The organism is Methylobacterium sp. FW102-HT35C08, from assembly GCF_058790235.1.
In genome coordinates this window covers 5,030,542-5,050,459 of record NZ_JBYTCL010000002.1, presented here as the reverse complement: position 1 = coordinate 5,050,459, position 19,918 = coordinate 5,030,542, and the positions used below count along the sequence as shown (strand labels likewise).

The window sequence follows — 19,918 nt, the reverse complement described above, 5'->3', positions numbered from 1 at the left end:
GAATCCTTGGACTATGAGCGGCCGTGGCGCCGTGCACGCAGGATCGGGCCTGCGGGCTGCGGATCGGAAACGGCTCGTGCCGCCGTGGAGCGCTGCTGCGTGCTTGGCCAACCCGACACCGGAAACCGTGTTCCTGACCACCCCGCGGCGCGCTCTGACGCGCGCGTGATGCGGCATCGGGCGGCCGAACCATCAGGATCGGCGGTGCCGAGGAGTTACGCGGCGGCGACATACAGACGACGGGCACCTGCGCCCTCTCGGGCTACGGGGCCGCCTCCCGCGCGGCGCTGGTCATGCCCGGGACGGCCTCAACCGCCCGGTCACCGGATACCGTCCCCGGCGACGCGCCTCACGCCGTGCCGACGCGGTACTGCCGCGGCGGCGGCGCGCCCGTGATCGCGAAGGTCCCGACGATGCGGTCCCGGTAGATCCGGGGATTGTGGGACGCGATGGTGCGGGCGTTGCGCCAGTACCGGTCGAGGCCGAGCCCCGATTTCAAGGCCGAGGCGCCCAGCGCGTCGAACAGCGACGTCGTCGCCTGCAGCACGAGGTCCGTGACCACGCTCACGGCCTGGTTGACCTCGACATCGGCGAGCGTCGTCGCCCGCTCGGTGGCCGGCCCGTCGCCGGCCTGATGCGCCGCGTAGGCCCGCTGGAGGGATTCGGCGCTCTTGAGCACAACGGCGCCGGCCGCGTAGGCATTGGCCCGGACGCGGCCAACCACCGCCTGGATCTGCGGATCCTCCGCACTGCGCCCGGCATTGCCGTGGCTGTAGACCCGGGTGCGCTCGGCCACGAGCCGCGCCACGTCCTCGGCGGCCGCTCGGCCGATGCCGGCGAGCGTCGCGAGGTGCACCAGCTGGAAGAACGCCATCGCGTAGGGGAAGCGGGCCGGATCGGGCTTGATCAGGTCCGGATCGAGCGCCACGCCCTCGAAGGTCACGGTGCCGCTGGCGGTCAGCGCCTGCCCGAACCCGTCCCAGTCATCGACGATTGTGACGCCGGGCGCCCGGACCGGAACGGCAGCGGTCACGGCCCCGCCCGTCTCATCCTCGGCCGAGAGGTGGATGTAATCCGCGAACAGCGAGCCGGTGGTGTAGAACTTCCGGCCGTCCACCACGAACCCGCCGTCCCGCCGCCGCACCACCGTGTCGAAGGCGCCGACCTTGGCCGGCCCGGTTTCCGAGACCCCGCTGCCGATCGTTGCGCCGGCCCCGATCCGGGCGATCCAGGCGGTGCGCCACGCGTCGGAGGAGGCGCACAGGGCGTCCTCCGTGAAGCCGAAATGCGCGCGCAACGCGTTGGTGACGTTGGAATCGGCGCTCGACAGCTCGATCAGGAGCGCGAACAGCTCGGGCAGGCTGGCGCCGTGGCCGCCCTGCTCCGGGGCGAGGCGCAGGGTGGTGAAGGTCGCCTCCCGCAGCCAGCCGATCTCGGCGTGGGGCAGGATGCGGGCGCGGTCCCGCTCGGCCGCGTTGGCGCGGATCTCGGCGAAGACCGGACGGAACCGGTCCGCCAGCGTCTCGTAGCGCGCACTCGGACCCGCGCCCCAGCCCGCTTCCGTCTGCGACATGGCTTCCCGTTCCCGATCCTGACCAGCGCCGCGGCGCCTCACCCTGGAATCGAGGAGTTGTCCGGTGACCTCAAGCTGAATCGAGAGTTCGCCAGACTTTTGAAAGCATCATCTCGCCAGGGCCGGTTCGCAAACATCTTCGATTTATAAGTCGACCCTTGAAGAAAAACCTTTTCTTTCCGCGAACCTTCCTCTGCTGCGAAGAACGCGCGCGGCGATCCCCGGTCCGGGCTGGCCCATCGATCCGACCGGTGCTTTTCGCGGCCGACATCGGAAAGACGACACTGCTGCTGATGCCCATCTATGAAGGATGGCGTTTTACATCCGCCTTAGAAATAGAAACATCGTTCCATTGATCCTGTCGTTCGTAACGGTCTTCAATAGAAGCAGGACGGGATGCGACGCGGATCTTCGCAGGATCGTGCCTTCCACAGCAGCTCCGGCACGCCGTCCGGGCACAGCTTCGAGATCCACGAGACCGTGATGACCGACGACACGTTGAGCCGGATCGCCCCGTCCCGCCGGTCCCTGCTGCACGCCGGCCTCGGCGTGGCCGCCACCCTGGCGCTCGGCGCGCCGGCGGTGCGGGCCGGCCTCCGCGAGGTGAAGATCAGCATGCAGCGCTCCTCGGTGCTGTTCACCGTGCTGAAGGTGAAGGGGACGCTCGCCGAGCGCCTGGCGCCGCTGGGCTTCACGCCGAGCTGGCACCTGTTCACCAGCGTGATCGAGCCGATGACGGCTGGCGCCGTCGACATTCACGCCGACGTCGCCGACGCGGTGCCGATCTTCACGCAATCGGCCAAGGCGCCGCTGACCTTCTACGCCCGCGAGCGCGGCGCGCCGGCCGCCGAGGCGATCATCGTGCCGGCGGAGTCGCCGATCCGCACGATCGCGGACCTCAAGGGCCGCACGGTCGGCGTCTCCCGGGGCTCGGGCAGCCACTACGTGCTCGCCGCCGCGCTGAAGCGCGCCGGCCTGAGCTTTTCCGACATCAAGCCGGCCTACCTCCAGGCGCCCGAGGGCGCGGCCGCCTTCGAGCAGGGCAGCCTCGACGCCTGGTCGATCTGGGACCCGTTCCTCGCCTTCGCGCAGGCCAAGCGCCCGGTGCGGGTCGTCGCCGACGCCACCGGCCTGACGAGCTACCATCGCTACTACCTCGTCAACGACAGCTTCGTCGCCGCGCAGCCGGAGGTCGTCGCGGTCGTCTACCGGGCGCTGGTCGAGGCCGGCGCCTGGATGCGGGCGAATCCGGAGGAGGCGGTGGCGCTGCTGGCCCCGATCTGGGGCGACCTGCCGCCCGCGGTCGTGGCCGCCGCCAACAGCCGCCGCACCTACGCGGTCGAGCCGGTGGACCGCGCCCAGCTCGGCGAGCAGCAGGCCATCGCCGACGTGTTCTACGAGGCCAAGCTCATCCCGCGCCGGATCGACGCCACCGACGTGCCGATCTGGCAGGCGCCGGCGGGGCGGGGCTGAGGCCATGGCCGGACCGTCCCACGCGCCCCGCTTCGGCATCTGGGCGGCCGTCCACGGCTCCCGGGCCTCCCATCACGACCCCGACGAGCCGGACGACGCCAGCTGGGACCGCAACCGCGCCCTGGTCCTGGAGGCGGAGGCCCTGGGATTCGATTCCGTGCTGGTCGCCCAGCACACGATGAACCCCTACGACCCGACGCGCGACCAGCTCGAGGCCTGGACGGGGGCGGCGGCGCTCGCGGCGCTGACCCGGCGCATCGAGATCATCGCGGCGATCAAGCCCGGGCTCTACCATCCGGTGGTGCTCGCCAAGATGGCGCTCCAGATCGAGCATATCAGCGGCGGCCGCTTCGCCCTGAACCTCGTGAATGCCTGGAACAAGGCCGAGTTCGAGCGCGCCGGCCTGCCGTTCCCGGCCCACGACGACCGCTACGCCTACGGGCGCGAATGGATCGGCCTCGTGGATCGGCTGATGCGCGGCGAGCGCGTCACCTTCGCGGGGGCGCATTTCCGGGTCGAGGACTACCAGCTCCGCCCCGCCGGCACGTTCCGGAAGCGGCCGACCATCTATCTCGGCGGCGAGTCGGAGCCCGCCCGGGCGCTGGCCGCCGACCATGCGGATGTCTGGTTCATCAACGGCCAGCCGCTGGAGGGCGTCGCGGCCCTCATCGCCGACGTCGCCCGCCGTCCCGCGGCCAACGGCCCGCTGCGCTACGGCCTCTCGGCCTTCGTGATCGCGAGGGCGACCGACGCGGAGGCGGAGGCGGAGCACGCGCGGCTCCTCGCCTTGGCGCAGCGCGACGCGGACCTGCGCGCCGACACCCGCGCCCGGACCGACCGGGCCAGCGTGATGTTCGCCAAGACCGACGCGGCCGCCAGCCGGCATGTCGGCACCAACGGCGGCACGGCCGCCGGGCTGGTGGGCAGCTACGCGACCGTGGCGGAGCGGATCCGCGCCTTCCACGCGGCCGGCATCGAGCTGTTCATGCTGCAGTTCCAGCCGTTCGAGGCGGAGATGCGCCGCTTCGCCGAGCAGGTCCTGCCACGCGTCCGCTGACCCGGAGAGTTCGATGAGCGGACGCACGCTGCATCTCAACGTCAACCTGCTGCATTCGGGCGTCTACCCGTCCGCGTGGCGACTGCCGGACAGCCGGCCAGACGCCTTCATCGACATCGACCATTTCGTGCGCGTCGCCCGCATCGCGGAGCGGGGCAAGCTCGACGCGATCTTCCTGGCCGACACGCCGGCGATCAACGACCGGATCGACTACCGGCCGTTCAACGCCCTCGAACCCACGGTGGTGCTGGCCAGCGTGGCGGCGGCGACCAGCCATGTCGGCCTCGTGGCCACCGCCTCGACGACCTACAACGAGCCGTACAATCTCGCCCGCCGCTTCGCGAGCCTGGACATGGTCAGCCGCGGCCGGGCCGGCTGGAACGTGGTGACCACCGCCGACGCCGCCGCGGGCCGCAATTTCGGCTTCGCAGGGGCGTCCGAGCACGGGGCGCGCTACGCCCGGGCCCGGGAATTCACCGAGCTGGTCCACGCCCTGTGGGACAGCTGGGAGGACGACGCGTTCGTCGGCGACAAGGCGGTCGGCCGGTTCGTCGACACCGGGAAGGTCCACGCCGTCCGCCACCGCGGCGCGCATTACGCCGTCGAGGGGCCGCTGACCGTGCCGCGCAGCCTGCAAGGGCGCCCGGTGACCTTCCAGGCGGGCGGCTCGGAGGACGGGCGCGAGCTCGCCGCCGCCACCGCCGACGCGGTGTTCTCGCTGGCCCAGACCATCGAGGACGGGGCGGCCTATGCCCGGGACCTGCGCGCGCGAGCGGCGCGCTACGGACGCGGGCCGGATGCCCTCGTCATCCTGCCCGGCCTCGCCACGGTGATCGGCGCCACGGAGGCCGAGGCGCGTCGCCGGCAGGAGGAGCTCTGGGATCTGGTGCCGGAGGCGTACAGCCTCGCGCGGCTCGCTGGGACGCTGCGGATCGATCCGGCACGGCTCGATCTCGACAAGCCGCTGCCCGACCCGCTGCCGCTCCCGCCCGACGCCAACCACACGATGTTCCTCGGCACGGTCGCGCTCGCCCGGCGGGACGGGCTGACGGTGCGCCAACTCCTGCGGGCACTGGGCGGGGGCGTCGGCCACCGCATCGTCGCGGGCACGCCGGAGGCGATCGCCGACGACATCGAGGCGTGGTTCCGGGCCGGCGCGGCCGACGGCTTCAACCTGATGCCGGACGTGCTGCCGGACGGGCTGGAGACCTTCGTGGACGCGGTGGTGCCGATCCTCCAGCGCCGCGGCCTGTTCCGGCGCGACTACGCGGGCGCGACCCTGCGCGACCATCTCGGCCTGGACCGGCCGGCACGCCGCTACGCGGTCGGCGCGGCCTCGCTCTCCGCCTGACACGCCTGAGGCCGCCCCGGGAGGGAAGAAGCCTCCACGCCGGCTGTCCGTCCGGACGATGGCGGCGCCCGGTCGCGCGCACCGACACGGCAAAGGACCGTGTACAGCCGCCTCGCGCGCCGTGGGAGCGGATGACCCTCCGCCCGGCCGGGGCTAACATCCGGACCGAACGAATCGCGCCGCGCCGCGGCGCGATCTCGCTTCCCACGCCTCGTCAGCGGTCGCGATCAGAACACGCATTCAGGCTGACCGTATGCCGTCCGACGCGACAAGCCGCCCTGCCGACGCCGCCTCGTCCGGCGACGAAGCCGCCGGCGGCGCGGTCGCCTGCCTGCGGTTCGAGCCGCCCGAGGATCCGGAGGCGCTCGGCCGGGCCTGGCAGGACCATCTCGCGCCGGTCTTCGCGGGCAGCTTCCGGCCCGAGACCGATCTCACCGTCCCGATCGCGATGCGCAGCTACAACCTCGGCGACCTCCTCGTCGGCGACGTGATCGCGCCGGCCCACACCCTGGTCCGAACCGAGGCGATGATCCACCAGCAGGGCATCGACCACATCCTTCTCCAGTTCTACCGCCGGGGGCGGAGCGTCGTGGAGACGGACAGCCGCGCCGGACCGGTCACCGAGGTGCAGTGCATCGTCTTCGACCTCGCCCAGCCCGTGCGCATCGTCGCGGAGGCCGTCGATGCCACCAACGTCGTGATCCCGCGCGCCCTCCTGGAGCAGCAGGGCTGCCACCCGGACGCCCTGCACGGCCACCCCCTCGATCACGACGGCGACCCGTTCGGCCGGCTGGTCCACAACTTCGTCGCCAACGTCGTCGCGTGCGGCGACCTGCTGGACCGGCGCGAGGCGCTGTCGGCCGCGGCGGCGATCACCCAGCTCTGCGCGAGCTGGCTGCGCGGCCAGGAGCAGGGCCGCCCGACCGAGCATCAGGACGTCCGCATCCGTCTGCGCCGCCTCATCGAGGCCGAACTGGGCAACCCGAAGCTGACACCCGCGCTGATCGCCGGCCGCCTGGGCCTGTCGCGCTCGACGCTGTACCGCCTGTTCGCGCCGAACGGCATCGTCGCCTATATCCGCGACCGCCGCCTGATGGCCGCGATGCGGATGCTCGTCCGGGACGACGCGCCCCGCCCGCTGCGCATCGCGCAGGTCGCCTACGCCGTCGGATTCTCGGACGAGCGGACCTTCCGGCGCGCGTTCAAGCGCCGGTTCGGCTTCATCCCGAGCGACGCCCCGCACCGCGCGGACGCAGAGCCGGACCGGGCGTCGGCGGCCGTCCTGCGCAACTGGATCGAGAGCCTCTGACGTGCGGGCCCCTCACCGGTCGATTCCCGCATGCCTGCTGGCCCTGCGGCTGTCCCTGTGCCTGGCCGCCGCGGCCCTGCTGCTCGATGCCCGCGCCTGCCGGGCCGAGCCCGGGGAGACGCCGCGCGAAGCACCCCTCGCCCTCCGCACCGGGAGCCCCGAGACGTGGCGGGTCGCGACCCATCCGGTCCCGCCGCTGGTCATGGACGAGGGCGGCCGGCTGCGCGGGTTCAGCATCGATCTCTGGAACGCGATCGCCAAGGATCTGGGGGTCCGGACGGAGTACCGGCGCGTCGACAACCTGCCCGCGCTGTTCGACGCCCTGTCGGCAGGCCGGGCGGACGTGGCGATCGCGGCCGTCTCGATCACCGCGGAGCGCGAGCAGCGGTTCGACTTCTCGGTGACCATGCTGGAGACCGGCCTGCGGATCGCCGTCCGGGCGGCCCCGGATTCCACGGGATCGGCCACGGGACGGGCCCTCTGGGCGCTCCTGGGCGACGCCGCCTTCCTCCAGGTCGTCCTGGGGATCGGTGCGCTCATCCTGGCGGTGGCCGCCCTCGTCTGGTGGCTGGAGCGGCGCCATCCGGCGGGCATGGTGGCGCAGGCACAGCCCGGGCGCGGCTTCGCCTACACGCTGTGGTGGGCCCTGAGCAGCCTCGGCGCACAGGCGGAGGAGATGCCCCGCAGTCCCGCGGCGCGGGCGATCACCGTCCTCTGGCTGTTCGCCTGCATCGCCCTGGTGGCGTGGTTCACGGCCGGCCTGACCAGCACCGCGACGGTGGAGCGCCTGCGCGGCGCCATCAACGGGCCGCAGGACCTGCCGGGCAAGCGGGTGGGCACCGTCGCCGACACCACGTCGGTCGCCTATCTGGCGGACCACTTCGCCACGCCGGTGGCCTTCGCGAGCCTGGAGGAGGCCTGCGCGGCGCTGGAGGCCGGGACCGTCGCCGCAGTGGTCTACGATGCCCCGGCGCTGGCCTATTACGCGACGCAGGCCGACCACGCGCCGGTGCGTCTGATCGGACCGGCCTTCAACCGGCAGGCCTACGGCATCCTGTTCGCGGCCAACGACCCGCGCCGCAAGCGCGTGAACCGGGCCCTCCTCGCCCTGCGGGAGGATGGCCGCTACGACGAAATTTACGGCCGGTGGTTCGGCTCCGAGAGCGGCGAGGCTCAGTCCCGCTGAACCACCCCGGGGCGGAAGGCGTCCGCGGGGTGGCGCGCGGGCAGCCGGTCGCCCGCGCCGAACAGCTTCGCCCGCAGCGCGCCTTCGGCATAGGCGGTCTTGTAGAGGCCGCGGTCCTGCAGCTCCGGAATCACGATGTCGATGAAATCCGAGAAGCTTTCCGGCACGACGATCCGGCTGAGATTGAAGCCGTCGACCTCGCCCTCTTCGATCCAGGCCTGGAGTTCGTCGGCGATCGTCACGGCGTCGCCGGTGAGCACCGCGTAGCGGCTGCCGAGCTGCAGCTCGGCCAGGAGGTCGCGCTTGGTCAGGCCGCGCTTGGCCGCCGCCGCGGTAGCCGACTGGATGGCGTTGCCCGGCGCGTAGGGGATCGGCTCGTCGAGGCCGTAGCGGGCGAAATCGATCCCCGTGGAGGCCGAGAAATGCGCCAGCCCCGCCTCCGGGCTCGCGTAGGACAGGTATTCGTCCCGCTTCGCCTCGGCCTCCGCCCGCGTCCGTCCGGGGATGACCGCGAGGCCGACGAACACCTTCACGTCGTCGGGATTCCGGCCGGCGGCGACCGCCTCGGCCCGGATGGCGCGAACGGATTCGCGGGCGGTGGCCGGGTCGCGGGCCGAGATGAACACGCATTCGGCGTGACGCCCCGCGAAGGCCCGGCCGCGGCCCGAGGCGCCGGCCTGGTAGAGGACCGGCGTGCGCTGGGGCGACGGCTCCGACAGGTGGTAGCCCTCGACCGAGAAGAACTCGCCCCGGTGGGAGACCTTGCGGATATGGGCGGGATCGCTGAACACCCGGGCCGCCCGGTCCCGGCGTACGGCCGCGTCGTCCCAGCTGCCCTCCCAGAGCCGGTACAGCACCTCCAGATACTCGTCGGCGTAGTCGTAGCGCCGGTCGTGCGCCGGCAACGTGCCGCCGCTCTGGCCGCGATGGGCGCTGTCGAGATAGCCGGTGACGATGTTCCAGCCGATCCGGCCGCCGGTCAGGTGGTCGAGGGTCGAGAGGCGCCGGGCGAAGGTGTAGGGCGCCTCCTGGTGGACGTTGATCGTCACCCCGAAGCCGAGATGCTCGGTCACCGCCGCCATGGCGGAGATCATCACGGTCGGGTCGTTGACCGGGAGCTGCACGGCCTCCCGGGCGGTGACGTCTATGCCGCCGCCGTAGATGTCGTAGACGCCGATGATGTCGGCGATGAACAGGCCGTCGAACAGGCCGCGCTCCAGGAGCTTCGCCTGCTCGGTCCAGTAGGACAGCGTGTTGTACGCGGCCGAGCGGTCGCGCGGGTGGGTCCAGAGCCCGTGGTTGATGTGGCCCACGCAGGTCATGTTGAAGGCGTTCAACAGGATCTGCTTCTTTGCGAGGGCCATCAGAGCGCTCCGTGCCGGGGCGGATGCCGGCCGTCGAGGTGGTAGGCGCCGATCCAGTGGTACTTCCAGCGCACCGGATCGTGCAGGGTGTGGGTGCGGACGTTGCGCCAGTAGCGGTCGAGCGCCTCGGCCCGGTCGGTGGCGGAGGTGCCGCCGAGTTCGAGGAGCTTGTTGGCGGCGAGAAGCCCGGCCCGGTGGCTCGCGGCCCGGGCCTCCGCCACCGCCACGGAGGCCGCCGCGACGCGCTCGGCGTCGGGGGCTGCCTGCGCGGCGTCGACGAAGCGGCCGGCCCGCGCCAGCAGGGCGTCGGCCGCCGCGAGGCGCACCTGGACGTCGCCGAGCGCGTGCAGGGTCAGGGGATCCTCGCTCGCCCGCGTGACCCCGGAATCGATCCACGGCCGGGCGCGATCGCGCACGAAGGGCAGCGTCGCCGAGAAGGCGCCCGTGCCGATGCCGAGATCGATCCCGGCATGCAGGATCTGCGCGAAGGGACCGATGGCGGTCGGCCGCTCCAGCGAGGCCTGGAACGGCACCACCCAGTCGGGCTCCACGGCGACCCGCTCGAACAGGATCGAGCCCGAGCCGGTGACGCGCTGGCCGAACCCGTCCCAGTCGTCGACCAGGGTCACGCCGGGCGCATCCCGGGGGATGAAGACCAGGTAGGCGACCTCTCGCCCCGCCTCCTCGGCGTTGACCAGGGTCGGGATGCGGTGGGCGTAGAGCGAGCCGGTGCAATAGAATTTGCGGCCCTCGACAATCCAGCCCTTGGGATCGCGCACGAGCCGCGTGCGGCGGGTGTGGTCGCGCGAACCGATCTCGGCGAGCGCGTTGCCGAAGCGCTCGCCCGCCAAGACGCGGCCGTAGAGGTCGCGCTTCTGGGCCTCGGTGCCGCCGTTGCGGAGCACCTCCAGGGCGTAGAAGTGGTTCTGCGGGATCTGGCCGAGCGACCCGTCCGCCGCGGAGATCCGGGCGATCACCTGGGCGACCGTGGCGCTGTCGAGGCCGGGGCCGCCGTATTCCGTCGGCACCGAGATCGCCCAGAGGCCGGATTCGGTGAAGCGCTCGATCTCGGCGAAGGGCAGGCGGCGCTCGCGGTCGCGTTCGACGGCGGCCTCGGCGAAGTCGGAGGCCAGCGTGTCGGCGATCGCCAGCGCCGACGCGGCGTCGGCGATCACCGGTACCGGGCGCGGCGGCGCGGGCGTCCGCGTGAACGCGGTCTCGTGCGGCTGGAGCGGCATGGCCCGGTCCTCAGTTCCACTGGTGCCGGGCCGGCAGCACGCCGTTCAGGGCGTAGTTGCCGAGGAGGTGATATTTCCAGCGGACGGGATCGTGGAGGGTATGGACCCGGGCGTCGCGCCAGAACCGGCCGAGATTGTCGGCCTCGCGGGTCGCCGAGGCGCCGGCGAGCTCGAGGAGCCGCTCGGAGGCCTCCAGGGCCACCTCGGTGGTGAGGATCTTGGCCTGCGCCACCGCCACGGAGGCCTCGGCCGAGCTCTGCGCGGTGACGGGCGCGGCGGCGATCCGGTCCAGACTCCGTCCGGCGCGGGCCAGAACCTCCTCGGCGGCGTGCAGGTCGACCGTGAGCCGCCCGATCTCGCCGAGGATGTGGGGATCCTCCGCGACGGTCTCGGCGGTGAACGGATAGGGCCGCGTCCGGGTGCGCAGGAAGTCGAGGGCAGCGGCGACCGCGCCCCGGGCGAGGCCGGCATCGATCGCCGCCTGGATCAGCTGCGAGACCGGACCGAACAGGCCCGGCCGGTCGGCCAGCGGCGCGAGGTCCAGGGTGAGATCCGCCTCGACGGGCGCATCCTCGAACACCACCGTGCCGCTCGCCGTGGTGCGCTGGCCGAAGCCCTGCCAATCGTCCACGACCCGCACCCCGGGGGCGTCCCGGCGGACGAAGACCACGAGCGGCCGGCCGGCGGGATCGACCGCGCGGGTCGGGATCCAATGAGCGAAGAGCGCGCCGGTCGAGTAGAAGCGCGTGCCGGTCAGGCGCGGCCCCTCCGGCCCGGCGGTCAGGCGCGTCTCCACATGGGTGATCGCCTTGCCGTTGCGGGCGGGTCCGGCATTGCCGATCCGGTAGCCGGCGAGCACGTCGCGAAAGATCCGCGCCTTCTGGTCGGGACTTGCGGCGAACGCGACCAGGGCCAGCACGCCGAACTGGTTCTGGGGGATCTGCGCCGCCGAGCCGTCGGCCTCGGCGAGGATCGCGAACACCTCGGCGAGCGTCGCGTACGAGACCTCCGCCCCGCCATGGGCCCGCGGCACCGTGATTCCGCCGAGCCCGCTCTCCGTGAACGCCGCGATCTCCGCCCAGGGCAGGCGCCGGTCGCGGTCGCGCTCCGCCGCGCCCGCGGCGAAGACCCGGGCCACCGCGCGGGCGGCCGCGAGCGCCTCGGCGTCGGAGCGGATCCGGTGCGGGGGCGAAGGCGGCGGAAGCCGGTCCCCCGCGGCTTCGGGGGCGGGATCGTCCAGATGCAGAATCATGGCCGGAGCGCCTCGAACCGAGTCCGTCAGCGGGCCCGGAGGCGCCGCACCGCGGTGTCGCCCACGAGCTGCACGAGGCAGACGAGGGCGATCAGGATCGCGATCACGACGCTCATCACGGTGGTGTCGAAGCGCTGGTAGCCGTACCGGATGGCGACGTCGCCGAGCCCGCCCGCGCCCACCGCCCCGGCCATCGCGGAGGCGCCGATCATCGACACCACCGTGATGGTGAAGCCGCCGACGATGCCGGGCAGCGCCTCGGGCAGGAGCACGTGGGCGAGGATGTGCCGGCGCCGGCAGCCGATGGACTGGGCCGCCTCGATCAGGCCGGCATCGACCTCGCGCAGCGACACCTCGGCGATCCGGGCGAAGAACGGGGTGGCGCTCACCGAGAGCGGCACGATCGCCGCCCAGACGCCGATCGTGGTGCCGGCCACCAGCCGGGTGAACGGGATCAGCGCCACCAGCAGCACGATGAACGGCACCGCCCGGAAGCCGTTGACCAGGGTCCCGACCACCCGGTTGGCCCGCGGCGCCGGGAAGATGCCCTCAGGGCCGGAGGTGACGAGGAACAGCGCCAGCGGGATGCCGGCCAGCACCGCGATCCCGGCCGAGACCCCGACCATGAACAGCGTGTCCAGGAAGGCCTGCCAGAGGCGGTCGATCATCTGCGGGGTCATGGCGAGGCTCCGGGTCGAGACGGTTATCGGGCGGCCGCTGTCGCGGACTCACTCCGCTTCGAAGTCCGAGCCGGCGTAGCCCAGCCGCTCGACGCTCCCGCCGAGCGCCCGCAGCCGCCCCTCCACGCCCGGATCCTCGCTTGCGACGGCGACCAGGATCCGGCCGACCGCGTGGCCCTGGATCCGCTCGATGCCGGCCTGGAGGAGCCGCACCGGCGCACCGGCGGCGGCCGCCAGGCCCGAGAGATCGGGCGCGCCCTGCCCGGAATAGGTGACCTGCAGGATCGCCGACCCGCCGGGCGCCGGGTGCGGCTGCAGCCGGGCCGCAAGGTCCGCCGGCAGGCCGCGGGTCAGCGGTTCGAGGAGCGCCCGGGTGGTGGGGTGCTCGGGCGCCCCGAAGACGCGCCAGACCGGCCCGGTCTCGACCACCCGGCCCGCCTCCAGAACAACCACGTCGCTGCAGATCTCGCGGATCACGCTCATCTCGTGGGTGATCAGCACGATGGTGATCCCCAGCCTCCGGTTGATGTCGCGCAGCAGATCCAGGATCGCCAGCGTCGTCTCCGGATCGAGGGCGGAGGTCGCCTCGTCGCAGAGCAGGATCTCGGGGTTGCTCACCAGCGCCCGGGCGATGCCGACCCGCTGCTTCTGCCCGCCGGAGAGCCGCGACGGGTAGGCGTCGGCCTTGTCCTCCAGCCCGACGAGGCGCAGCGCCTCCGCGACCCGCCGGCCGATCTCGGCCTTGGGGAAGCCGGCCACGGCCAGCGGCAGCGCCACGTTCTGTCGGACGGTCTTGGCCGCCAGCAGGTTGAAGTGCTGGAAGATCATGCCGATGCGGCGGCGCAGGGTCACGAGCCCGTCCGTATCGAGGGCGTCGATCGGCGCGCCGTCGACCAGCACCCGGCCAGAACTCGGTATCTCCAGCCGGTTGACGGTCCGCAGCAGGCTCGACTTGCCCGCCCCCGAGCGGCCGATGATGCCGAAGATTGCCCCGGCGGGGATGTCGAGGTCGACGCCGTCGAGGGCCCGGACCGGGCCGGCGGCGGACGGATAGGTCTTGGAGACCGCCTCGAACCGCACCGTGCCGGCGGCCCGGCCGGGCGGCGGCGTCACGCTTGCGGGAGCCAGGGCGGCGCTCGGGTTCCGCGGTCCGAGGGCGACCCGTCCGGCCGGATCGCGCAGACTGTCGAAGACGAGGCCGACCATCAGTTCTGCCACGCCAGCACGTACAGCTTGTCGCTGTTGGCGAAGGACTTGCGGATTTGCTGCTTCACGGCTTCCGAGCTCTGGAACAGCTTGACGAACTTGGCGATGGCCGGGTCGTCCTTGCGAGACGCCTTGGTGACGAAGCTGACGGCGAAGAGCTTGTCCTCGATGCCGGAATAGATCAGGCCGCTGGTCGGGTCGAAGCTGCCGGACGCCACGATGAAGTGCGGGTAGCCCTGCGCGAGGTCGACGTCGCGGGTGATCCGCACGAGCTGCGGCCCCTCGACCTCGGTGAATTTCAGCTTCTTCGGGTTCTCGGTGATGTCGTCGAGGGTGCCGAGGAAGCCGACCCCGTCCTTAAGCTTGATCAGCCCGGCCTTCTGGAGGAGCAGCAGGGCGCGGCCCTGGTTCACCGGATCGTTGGCGATCGCCACCGAGCCGCCCACCGGGATCGCGTCGAAGCTCTTATGCCTCAGGGAGTACAGGCCGATGTTCTGCAGGATCCCGAGGCCGACGATCGCGAACTGGTAGCCCTTCTGCTTCGCGGCGTTCTCCATGAAGGGCCGGTGCTGGAAGAAGTTCACGTCGACATCGCCGGCGTCCAGCGCAACGTTCGGCGTCGTCCAGTCGCTGAACTCGATGACCTGGACATCGAGCCCCTCGGCCTTGGCCTCCCGGGCCGCCACGTTGGCGGCGTCGCTGTAGGCGCCGGGGACGGTGCCGATCTTCAGGGTCTCGGCCCGGGCGGAGACTGTGCCGAGGGCGAGCCCCAGGGCGGCGAGGACGGGCAGGAACTTCATCGGGCAGGACTCTGGTCTCGTGACGGGGCTCGGGTCCCGCACCGATCGGACGGCACCGATCCCGCAGGCGGACGCCATCCGGGGATCGCTCCTCAAGTCGATGGCGGCCGGTGCACTCAGCTGATCTTCAGCGCTGAGGTTTAGATCACGGGCGCCGGCGCCGACATTCCAAAGATACCGATCGAATGGGATGTTTGATCTCTGGCCGGCCTGTATCGGAAATCGGAATGCTTCCGGCGTCCGGCTCAGGCCGGGGCGCGTCCGTGCGGCGCATCCTTGCGCCCCGCGACCCCGCGTCCGAGATCGTGGAGGGCCATCCCGGCGAGCATGGCGGCGACGAAGACGAGGACCTGGCTCGCCCCCGTGGAGAGCGCCGCGACGGCCGGGCCGGGGCAGAAGCCCGAGAGCCCCCAGCCGATCCCGAACAGGGCCGCACCGGCAACGAGCGGCGCGTCGATCCGGCGCTTGGCCGGCCAGTCGAACCGGGTCGCGAGCACCGGCCGGGCGCGGCGCCGGCTCAGGCGGTAGCCCAGACCCGAGACCGTGACGGCGCCCCCGAGGACGAAGACGAGGCTCGGATCCCAGGCGCCCGCCACGTCGAGGAAGCCGCGTACGCGCGCCGGGTCGAGCATCCCCGAGAGCGCGAGGCCAAGGCCGAAGAGCAGCCCGGACGCCAGGGCCACGAGGATGCGGAGGGCCGCGCTCACGCCAGCCCCCGGACGGCCGCGACCGTCAGCATTCCGGTGGCGAGGAAGACCAGCACCGCCACGATCGAGCGCGGCGACAGGCGCGCGAGGCCGCAGACGCCGTGGCCGGAGGTGCAGCCGGACCCCAGCCGCGTGCCGAAGCCGACCAGCAGGCCGGCCAGCGTCAGGACCGGCAGACCGGCCGCGATGCGCATCTGCGGCCAGTGGCCGGCGAGCAGAGCGAAGAGCGGCGGCCCGAGGGCGAGGCCGAGCAGGAACGCGGCGTCGGTCCAGCGGCGCGCGCCCGGGCGGCCGATTCCGGCGACGAGCCCGCTGATCCCCGCGATCCGGCCGTTCAGCAGGAGCAGCAGCGTGGCCGACAGGCCGATCAGCAGGCCGCCCGCCAGGGCGGGGAGATAGGTGGCCATCGCACGTCCCCGGATCGCGACTCGCAGGATCGAGACGCGCTCGGCCGCCGCGGCGGCCGGATGCGACGTGGTAGCGCTCCGGAAACGCCGGAACAAGTCTTGCCGGATCGTTTTGGACCTGCAATTACTCATTCCTCGCAATGGCTTAGTGAAGATCATGCTCTTCCGCGAGCACTCCGCGAACGAAACCTTCTCCTCGACCTTGGAGCCCGGGGAAGAGCTTTCCCGGGACGATCGGGCGCCCCCGCGGCGGACCCGCGACGCTTGGGAGCGACCGGCTCTGGGCGTGGCGCAGGGCGACGAGGTCGTGTTCGAGCGGCTCGACCTCGCCGAGATCCTGGGGATCTGGCGCCATGCCCGCGGCCGGGTCGTGGGCATCCACCGCCAGGGCGGCGACGCCGCCACCGTGGATGTGAAGTTCGAGGGACACGAGACCCTGGAGCGCTACCTGCCGGACCTGTTCCGCCGCGTGCACTGACGCGCCGCCGGAAGTCTCCGGCCGCGCGCGGCAAGATCCGGCCGGGCGCGGCCCAAGATCCCGCGATCTGTCGCGCCAGACGACAGAGGGTGTCTGCTTTCCCGACACTTCCGGCTGCTGACCCTCTGGTGCGGCCCCGATCACGAAAAGTTAGGCCCGTCCGCCCGCGTGCCTCCCAGGCAGGCCGGAACTTGGCCCCGTCCGAAACGTCGGGCCGGTCGCGACCAATGCGGCCGATCCCCGGCCGGGGCGGACGCGTCTGTCCCGGGGGGCACGATGGCTGAAGGGAACCGCAGAGCGAGCGGGCGGCGTGCGCGCGCGGGCGCACCATGACGGCCCGCCACGGCGTCTTCGCGTTCGCGCATGTCGGCGACCTCCACCTGGCGGGTGCCGATGACCGCCACGTCGCCGACCTGCGGGCGATCCTCGCGGAGGTGTCGGGCCTGCACGGCCGGGGCCTGCTCGACTTCACCTATCTCCCCGGCGACCTCGCCGAGGATGGCCGGGCGGAGCAGTACGCGCTCCTGCGCGCGGCCGTCGACGCGCATCCGGACCTGCCGGTGCGCCTGATCGCCGGCGACCACGACCGCCAGCACGGCACGATGACGGATTTCGACGCCCTGTTCGCGGCGATCGCCGGCAGCCGCCGCGGCGGCGGCCACGCGGCGCGCCGCCACGACCTGCCGCGCCCGCGCGATCCGGCCCCCGTCACCCAATCCTACTACGCCGAGACCATCGCGGGCGTGCGCTGCCTGTTCCTCGACATGATCAGCGCCGGCTACGGCGAGAAGGGGTTCGGCCTTGATTTCCGGCTCGGCCCCCGCCAGCTCGCTTGGCTCGGCGAGGAGCTGGCCCGGGCCGAGCGCGAGGGCCTGCCCTGCGCGGTCTTCGTCCACACCTATCCGGACGACCTCTGCGTGCCCGACGAGCGGGAAGCGCTCGCCGGCCTGATCCGCCACCACGGCGTGCGCCTCGTGGAAATGGGCCACACCCACTACAACGAGCTCGCCCCGGATGGCCGCACCCTCTACGCGGCGGCCCGCTCGGTCGGCCAGAACGAGGACGGCTCGGTGGGCTACGCGGTCGCCGCGATCGACGGGCCGGTCACGAGCTGGCGCTTCAAGCCCCTCGACCGGGCGCTGCCCTTCGTGATGATCACGAGCCCGGCCGACCGGCGCCTCGCCACCGCCCCCCTCGATGACCCCGACGGCACGATCACCGTGCGCGCCCTCGTGCTGTCGGAGAGGCCGCAGGACACGTGGCGCTGCCATCTGCGCGTCGATGGCGGCCCGGCCCACCCGATGGTGCCGGACGGGCCCCGCACGGTCCACGCCCGCATCCCCTGGCGGGAGGGCGCGCACCGCCTCGCCGTCACGGCGACGGACGGCACCGGCCCCGCCGATACCGAGGTGATCGAGCCCGTGGGCCGGAGCTTCGTGCCACCGCCCCCGCACGCGCGCCCCGGCAGCGATGCGTTCCGCCTGCCCGCTTGGCCCGAGAAGGGCCTGCGCGGCGACCAGCTCGGCCCGAACCGCAATGGCCGGGACTGGTAGACGCGCTACACCCCCGCACCAACCAACCCGACAGAGGATCACCGGACCCGATGGGCGCGCTGACGCTGACCCCCAACATCGCCACCTGGGCCATCGCCGCGCTCGCGACGCTCGGCGTCATCGTGCGGCCGTTCTCCTGGCCGGAGGCGATCTGGGCCGTGCTCGGCGCAGGGGCGCTCGTCGCCCTCGGCCTGCTCGCCCCCGCCACCGCCTGGGACGGCGTGCTGAAGGGGACCGACGTCTACCTGTTCCTCGTCGGCATGATGCTGATGTCGGAGGTCGCCCGGAAGGAGGGCCTGTTCGACTGGCTGGCCTCGATCGCGGTCCGGGCCGCCAAGGGCTCGGCGACGCGGCTGTTCACCCTGGTCTACCTCGTCGGCACGGTCGTCACGGTGTTCCTGTCGAACGACGCCTGCGCGGTGGTGCTCACGCCCGCCGTCTACGCGGCCACCAAGGCCGCCAGGGTGGAGAACCCCCTCCCCTACCTGTTCATCTGCGCCTTCATCGCCAACGCGGCGAGCTTCGTGCTGCCGATCTCGAACCCGGCCAACCTCGTGGTCTTCGCCGAGCACATGCCGCCGCTGGTGCGCTGGCTCGGCCTGTTCGCCCTGCCCTCGGTTCTCGCTATCGGGACGACCTACGCGGTGCTGCGGCTGACCCAGGCGAAGACCCTGCGCGGCCAGCAGGTCGCCACCGACGTCGAGGCCGTGTCGCTGTCCCGCACCGGCCTCGTGGCGGGCTTGGGCATCGTGGCGACCGGCGGCGTGCTGATCGGCGCCTCGGCGCTCGGCCTCGACCTCGGCCTGCCGACTTTCGTGGCGGGCCTCGCCACCACGATCGTCGTGCTGCTGCTCAAGCGCGGCGGCCTCGTGGAGGTCGCCAAGGACGTGTCGTGGAGCGTGCTGCCGCTAGTGGCCGGGCTGTTCGTCCTGGTGGAGGCCCTGGAGAAGACCGGCGTGCTGGCGATGCTGGCGGACCTCCTCAAGGGTTACGCCCACGCCGCCCCGGAGGCCACCGCCTGGGGAGCGGGCGGCCTGGTCGCGGTGCTGTGCAACCTCGTCAACAACCTGCCGGCCGGGCTGATCGCGGGCGCCGCCGTGCAGACCGCCCACGTGCCCGAGAAGGTGGCGGGCGCGATCCTGATCGGCGTCGACCTCGGTCCGAACCTGTCGGTGACGGGCTCGCTCGCGACGATCCTCTGGCTCACCGCCATCCGCCGCGAGGGCCAGGATGTCGGCGCCTGGACCTTCCTCAAGCTCGGCCTGCTGGTGATGCCGCCGGCCCTCGCGCTGGCGCTCGCCGGCCTGCTCCTCGTCTGACCCTTTTCCCGCAAACCCAAGGTCCGCGCGTGACGGCTGCCCTCCTCTATCCCTTCATCCTGGTGGCGGGCGCGCTGCAGGCGATCGGCAACGCCATGAACGCGCAGCTGCGCGGCCGCATGGTCAATCCGTGGCTCGCCGCGACGGTGTCGTTCCTGCCGATCGTCTTCGTGTTCACGACCCTGTTCCTCACGATGCCGACGCCGCTGCCGAGTCTCGACAGCTTGAGCAAGATGCCCTGGTACGCGCCGCTGGGGGGCTTGGCCGGCGCGGTGGCGGTGTTCGGCGGCCTCGCCTTCATCGACAAGGTCGGCGCCGGGCCGTTCAACGGCCTGACGCTCACCGCCAACATCCTCACCTCCCTGGCCATGGACGCGCTCGGCCTGTTCGGCCTCCAGGCCGCGGGCTTCAAGCCGATGCCCTGGCTCGGCGGCCTGCTGATGGCGGTGGGCGTGACCTTCATCGCGCGCTCAGGGGGCAAGAGCGCGGGCGGCGAGGGGCACGGCGAGGGGCACGGCATGTCGGGCAAGCTGCTCTACCCGTTCATCCTCGTGGCCGGCGCCCTGATGGCGATCGGCGTGGTCTGGAACGCGCAGCTCCGCGGCGCCCTGGAGAATCCCTGGCTCGCCGCGACCGTGTCGTTCGTGCCGGTCGTGTTCGTGTTCGCGCTGATGTTCCTGCTGCGGCCTTCGCCGCTGCCGACCCGGGACGACATCGCGGGCGTCCGCTGGTGGATGCCCCTCGCCGGGATCACCGGGGCGGTGGCGGTCTTCGCCGGGCTGCTCTTCGTCGACAAGGTCGGGGCCGGCGCGTTCAACGGCCTGCTCATCACCGCCAACCTCCTGACCTCGGTGGCGCTCGACCATTTCGGCTGGTTCGGCATGAAGCAGGTCAAGGCCGGCCCGCCGCGCCTGATCGGCGCCGCCCTGATGGTCGGCGGCATCGTGCTGATCTCGCTGTTCTGA

18 protein-coding genes are annotated in these 19,918 nt (G+C 72.3%); 9 read left to right on the top strand and 9 right to left on the bottom strand.

What is annotated here, in order from left to right:
* Positions 1 to 349 precede the first annotated feature (349 nt).
* Positions 350 to 1,573, bottom strand: a complete 1,224-nt coding sequence (locus tag AC3WSN_RS23880) for an acyl-CoA dehydrogenase family protein (RefSeq protein ID WP_492541375.1) — start codon at positions 1,571 to 1,573, stop codon at positions 350 to 352.
* A 483-nt stretch (positions 1,574 to 2,056) separates the two neighbouring features.
* Here AC3WSN_RS23880 and AC3WSN_RS23875 point away from each other — a divergent pair, with 483 nt between their 5' ends.
* The 5 genes from AC3WSN_RS23875 to AC3WSN_RS23855 all read left to right on the top strand — a co-directional run bounded on the left by AC3WSN_RS23875 (position 2,057) and on the right by AC3WSN_RS23855 (position 7,949).
* Positions 2,057 to 3,046 (top strand): aliphatic sulfonate ABC transporter substrate-binding protein, encoded by a 990-nt coding sequence (locus AC3WSN_RS23875; RefSeq protein WP_492543228.1) that lies wholly within the window; start codon positions 2,057 to 2,059, stop codon positions 3,044 to 3,046.
* Between the two features lie 4 nt (positions 3,047 to 3,050).
* Positions 3,051 to 4,103 carry an LLM class flavin-dependent oxidoreductase gene (locus tag AC3WSN_RS23870; protein WP_492541373.1) on the top strand — a complete coding sequence of 351 codons (1,053 nt, stop codon included), beginning with the start codon at positions 3,051 to 3,053 and terminating at the stop codon, positions 4,101 to 4,103.
* A gap of 13 nt (positions 4,104 to 4,116) precedes the next feature.
* Positions 4,117 to 5,454: an LLM class flavin-dependent oxidoreductase gene (locus tag AC3WSN_RS23865; RefSeq protein ID WP_492541371.1), complete on the top strand. Its 1,338-nt coding sequence runs from the start codon at positions 4,117 to 4,119 to the stop codon at positions 5,452 to 5,454.
* Positions 5,455 to 5,707: 253 nt separating this feature from the next.
* Positions 5,708 to 6,763: a helix-turn-helix domain-containing protein gene (locus AC3WSN_RS23860; protein ID WP_492541369.1), complete on the top strand. Its 1,056-nt coding sequence runs from the start codon at positions 5,708 to 5,710 to the stop codon at positions 6,761 to 6,763.
* Between the two features lies 1 nt (position 6,764).
* A complete protein-coding gene (locus AC3WSN_RS23855) occupies positions 6,765 to 7,949 on the top strand; it encodes a transporter substrate-binding domain-containing protein (RefSeq protein ID WP_492541367.1) in 1,185 nt (394 codons plus the stop codon).
* Here the strand turns inward: AC3WSN_RS23855 and AC3WSN_RS23850 are convergent.
* The 8 genes from AC3WSN_RS23850 to AC3WSN_RS23815 all read right to left on the bottom strand — a co-directional run bounded on the left by AC3WSN_RS23850 (position 7,937) and on the right by AC3WSN_RS23815 (position 15,735).
* The gene (locus AC3WSN_RS23850; protein WP_492541365.1) at positions 7,937 to 9,313 is read right to left on the bottom strand and encodes an LLM class flavin-dependent oxidoreductase; all 1,377 of its coding nucleotides are present in this window, start codon (positions 9,311 to 9,313) and stop codon (positions 7,937 to 7,939) included. The two genes, AC3WSN_RS23855 and AC3WSN_RS23850, sit on opposite strands and share 13 nt — an antisense overlap.
* Complete coding sequence (locus tag AC3WSN_RS23845) at positions 9,313 to 10,551, bottom strand: SfnB family sulfur acquisition oxidoreductase (RefSeq protein WP_492541363.1); 1,239 nt, start codon at positions 10,549 to 10,551, stop codon at positions 9,313 to 9,315. The genes AC3WSN_RS23850 and AC3WSN_RS23845 overlap by 1 nt, the downstream gene beginning before the upstream one ends.
* Positions 10,552 to 10,561: 10 nt before the next feature.
* The gene (locus AC3WSN_RS23840) at positions 10,562 to 11,803 is read right to left on the bottom strand and encodes an SfnB family sulfur acquisition oxidoreductase (RefSeq protein ID WP_492541361.1); all 1,242 of its coding nucleotides are present in this window, start codon (positions 11,801 to 11,803) and stop codon (positions 10,562 to 10,564) included.
* A gap of 26 nt (positions 11,804 to 11,829) precedes the next feature.
* Positions 11,830 to 12,483 (bottom strand): methionine ABC transporter permease, encoded by a 654-nt coding sequence (locus AC3WSN_RS23835; protein ID WP_492541359.1) that lies wholly within the window; start codon positions 12,481 to 12,483, stop codon positions 11,830 to 11,832.
* Between the two features lie 48 nt (positions 12,484 to 12,531).
* Positions 12,532 to 13,689 carry a methionine ABC transporter ATP-binding protein gene (locus tag AC3WSN_RS23830; protein WP_492543226.1) on the bottom strand — a complete coding sequence of 386 codons (1,158 nt, stop codon included), beginning with the start codon at positions 13,687 to 13,689 and terminating at the stop codon, positions 12,532 to 12,534.
* Entirely contained in the window at positions 13,689 to 14,489 is an 801-nt protein-coding gene (locus AC3WSN_RS23825; RefSeq protein WP_192709673.1) for a MetQ/NlpA family ABC transporter substrate-binding protein, read from the bottom strand. The genes AC3WSN_RS23830 and AC3WSN_RS23825 overlap by 1 nt, the downstream gene beginning before the upstream one ends.
* A gap of 245 nt (positions 14,490 to 14,734) precedes the next feature.
* Entirely contained in the window at positions 14,735 to 15,196 is a 462-nt protein-coding gene (locus AC3WSN_RS23820) for a DUF6691 family protein (protein WP_492541356.1), read from the bottom strand.
* Entirely contained in the window at positions 15,193 to 15,735 is a 543-nt protein-coding gene (locus AC3WSN_RS23815; protein WP_492541354.1) for a YeeE/YedE family protein, read from the bottom strand. The genes AC3WSN_RS23820 and AC3WSN_RS23815 overlap by 4 nt, the downstream gene beginning before the upstream one ends.
* Positions 15,736 to 15,889: 154 nt before the next feature.
* Here AC3WSN_RS23815 and AC3WSN_RS23810 point away from each other — a divergent pair, with 154 nt between their 5' ends.
* The 4 genes from AC3WSN_RS23810 to AC3WSN_RS23795 all read left to right on the top strand — a co-directional run bounded on the left by AC3WSN_RS23810 (position 15,890) and on the right by AC3WSN_RS23795 (position 19,918).
* On the top strand, positions 15,890 to 16,081 hold the full coding sequence (locus AC3WSN_RS23810) for a hypothetical protein (RefSeq protein ID WP_192709786.1): 192 nt from the start codon (positions 15,890 to 15,892) through the stop codon (positions 16,079 to 16,081).
* 329 nt (positions 16,082 to 16,410) lie between these two features.
* Positions 16,411 to 17,634 carry a metallophosphoesterase family protein gene (locus AC3WSN_RS23805; protein WP_492541352.1) on the top strand — a complete coding sequence of 408 codons (1,224 nt, stop codon included), beginning with the start codon at positions 16,411 to 16,413 and terminating at the stop codon, positions 17,632 to 17,634.
* A gap of 50 nt (positions 17,635 to 17,684) precedes the next feature.
* Entirely contained in the window at positions 17,685 to 18,953 is a 1,269-nt protein-coding gene (locus tag AC3WSN_RS23800; RefSeq protein WP_492541350.1) for an arsenic transporter, read from the top strand.
* A gap of 29 nt (positions 18,954 to 18,982) precedes the next feature.
* Positions 18,983 to 19,918, top strand: a complete 936-nt coding sequence (locus AC3WSN_RS23795) for a DMT family transporter (RefSeq protein WP_192709678.1) — start codon at positions 18,983 to 18,985, stop codon at positions 19,916 to 19,918.

Excerpts from the sequence above, each read along its gene's own strand:
- AC3WSN_RS23825 (WP_192709673.1), bottom strand. The coding sequence starts at position 14,489 with ATGAAGTTCCTGCCCGTCCTCGCCGCCCTGGGGCTCGCCCTCGGCACA.
- AC3WSN_RS23845 (WP_492541363.1), bottom strand. The coding sequence starts at position 10,551 with ATGCCGCTCCAGCCGCACGAGACCGCGTTCACGCGGACGCCCGCGCCG.
- AC3WSN_RS23840 (WP_492541361.1), bottom strand. The coding sequence starts at position 11,803 with ATGATTCTGCATCTGGACGATCCCGCCCCCGAAGCCGCGGGGGACCGG.
- AC3WSN_RS23850 (WP_492541365.1), bottom strand. The coding sequence starts at position 9,313 with ATGGCCCTCGCAAAGAAGCAGATCCTGTTGAACGCCTTCAACATGACC.
- AC3WSN_RS23805 (WP_492541352.1), top strand. The coding sequence starts at position 16,411 with ATGACGGCCCGCCACGGCGTCTTCGCGTTCGCGCATGTCGGCGACCTC.
- AC3WSN_RS23815 (WP_492541354.1), bottom strand. The coding sequence starts at position 15,735 with ATGAGTAATTGCAGGTCCAAAACGATCCGGCAAGACTTGTTCCGGCGT.
- AC3WSN_RS23875 (WP_492543228.1), top strand. The coding sequence starts at position 2,057 with ATGACCGACGACACGTTGAGCCGGATCGCCCCGTCCCGCCGGTCCCTG.
- AC3WSN_RS23835 (WP_492541359.1), bottom strand. The coding sequence starts at position 12,483 with ATGACCCCGCAGATGATCGACCGCCTCTGGCAGGCCTTCCTGGACACG.
- AC3WSN_RS23860 (WP_492541369.1), top strand. The coding sequence starts at position 5,708 with ATGCCGTCCGACGCGACAAGCCGCCCTGCCGACGCCGCCTCGTCCGGC.
- AC3WSN_RS23880 (WP_492541375.1), bottom strand. The coding sequence starts at position 1,573 with ATGTCGCAGACGGAAGCGGGCTGGGGCGCGGGTCCGAGTGCGCGCTAC.
- AC3WSN_RS23865 (WP_492541371.1), top strand. The coding sequence starts at position 4,117 with ATGAGCGGACGCACGCTGCATCTCAACGTCAACCTGCTGCATTCGGGC.
- AC3WSN_RS23870 (WP_492541373.1), top strand. The coding sequence starts at position 3,051 with ATGGCCGGACCGTCCCACGCGCCCCGCTTCGGCATCTGGGCGGCCGTC.
- AC3WSN_RS23830 (WP_492543226.1), bottom strand. The coding sequence starts at position 13,689 with ATGGTCGGCCTCGTCTTCGACAGTCTGCGCGATCCGGCCGGACGGGTC.
- AC3WSN_RS23800 (WP_492541350.1), top strand. The coding sequence starts at position 17,685 with ATGGGCGCGCTGACGCTGACCCCCAACATCGCCACCTGGGCCATCGCC.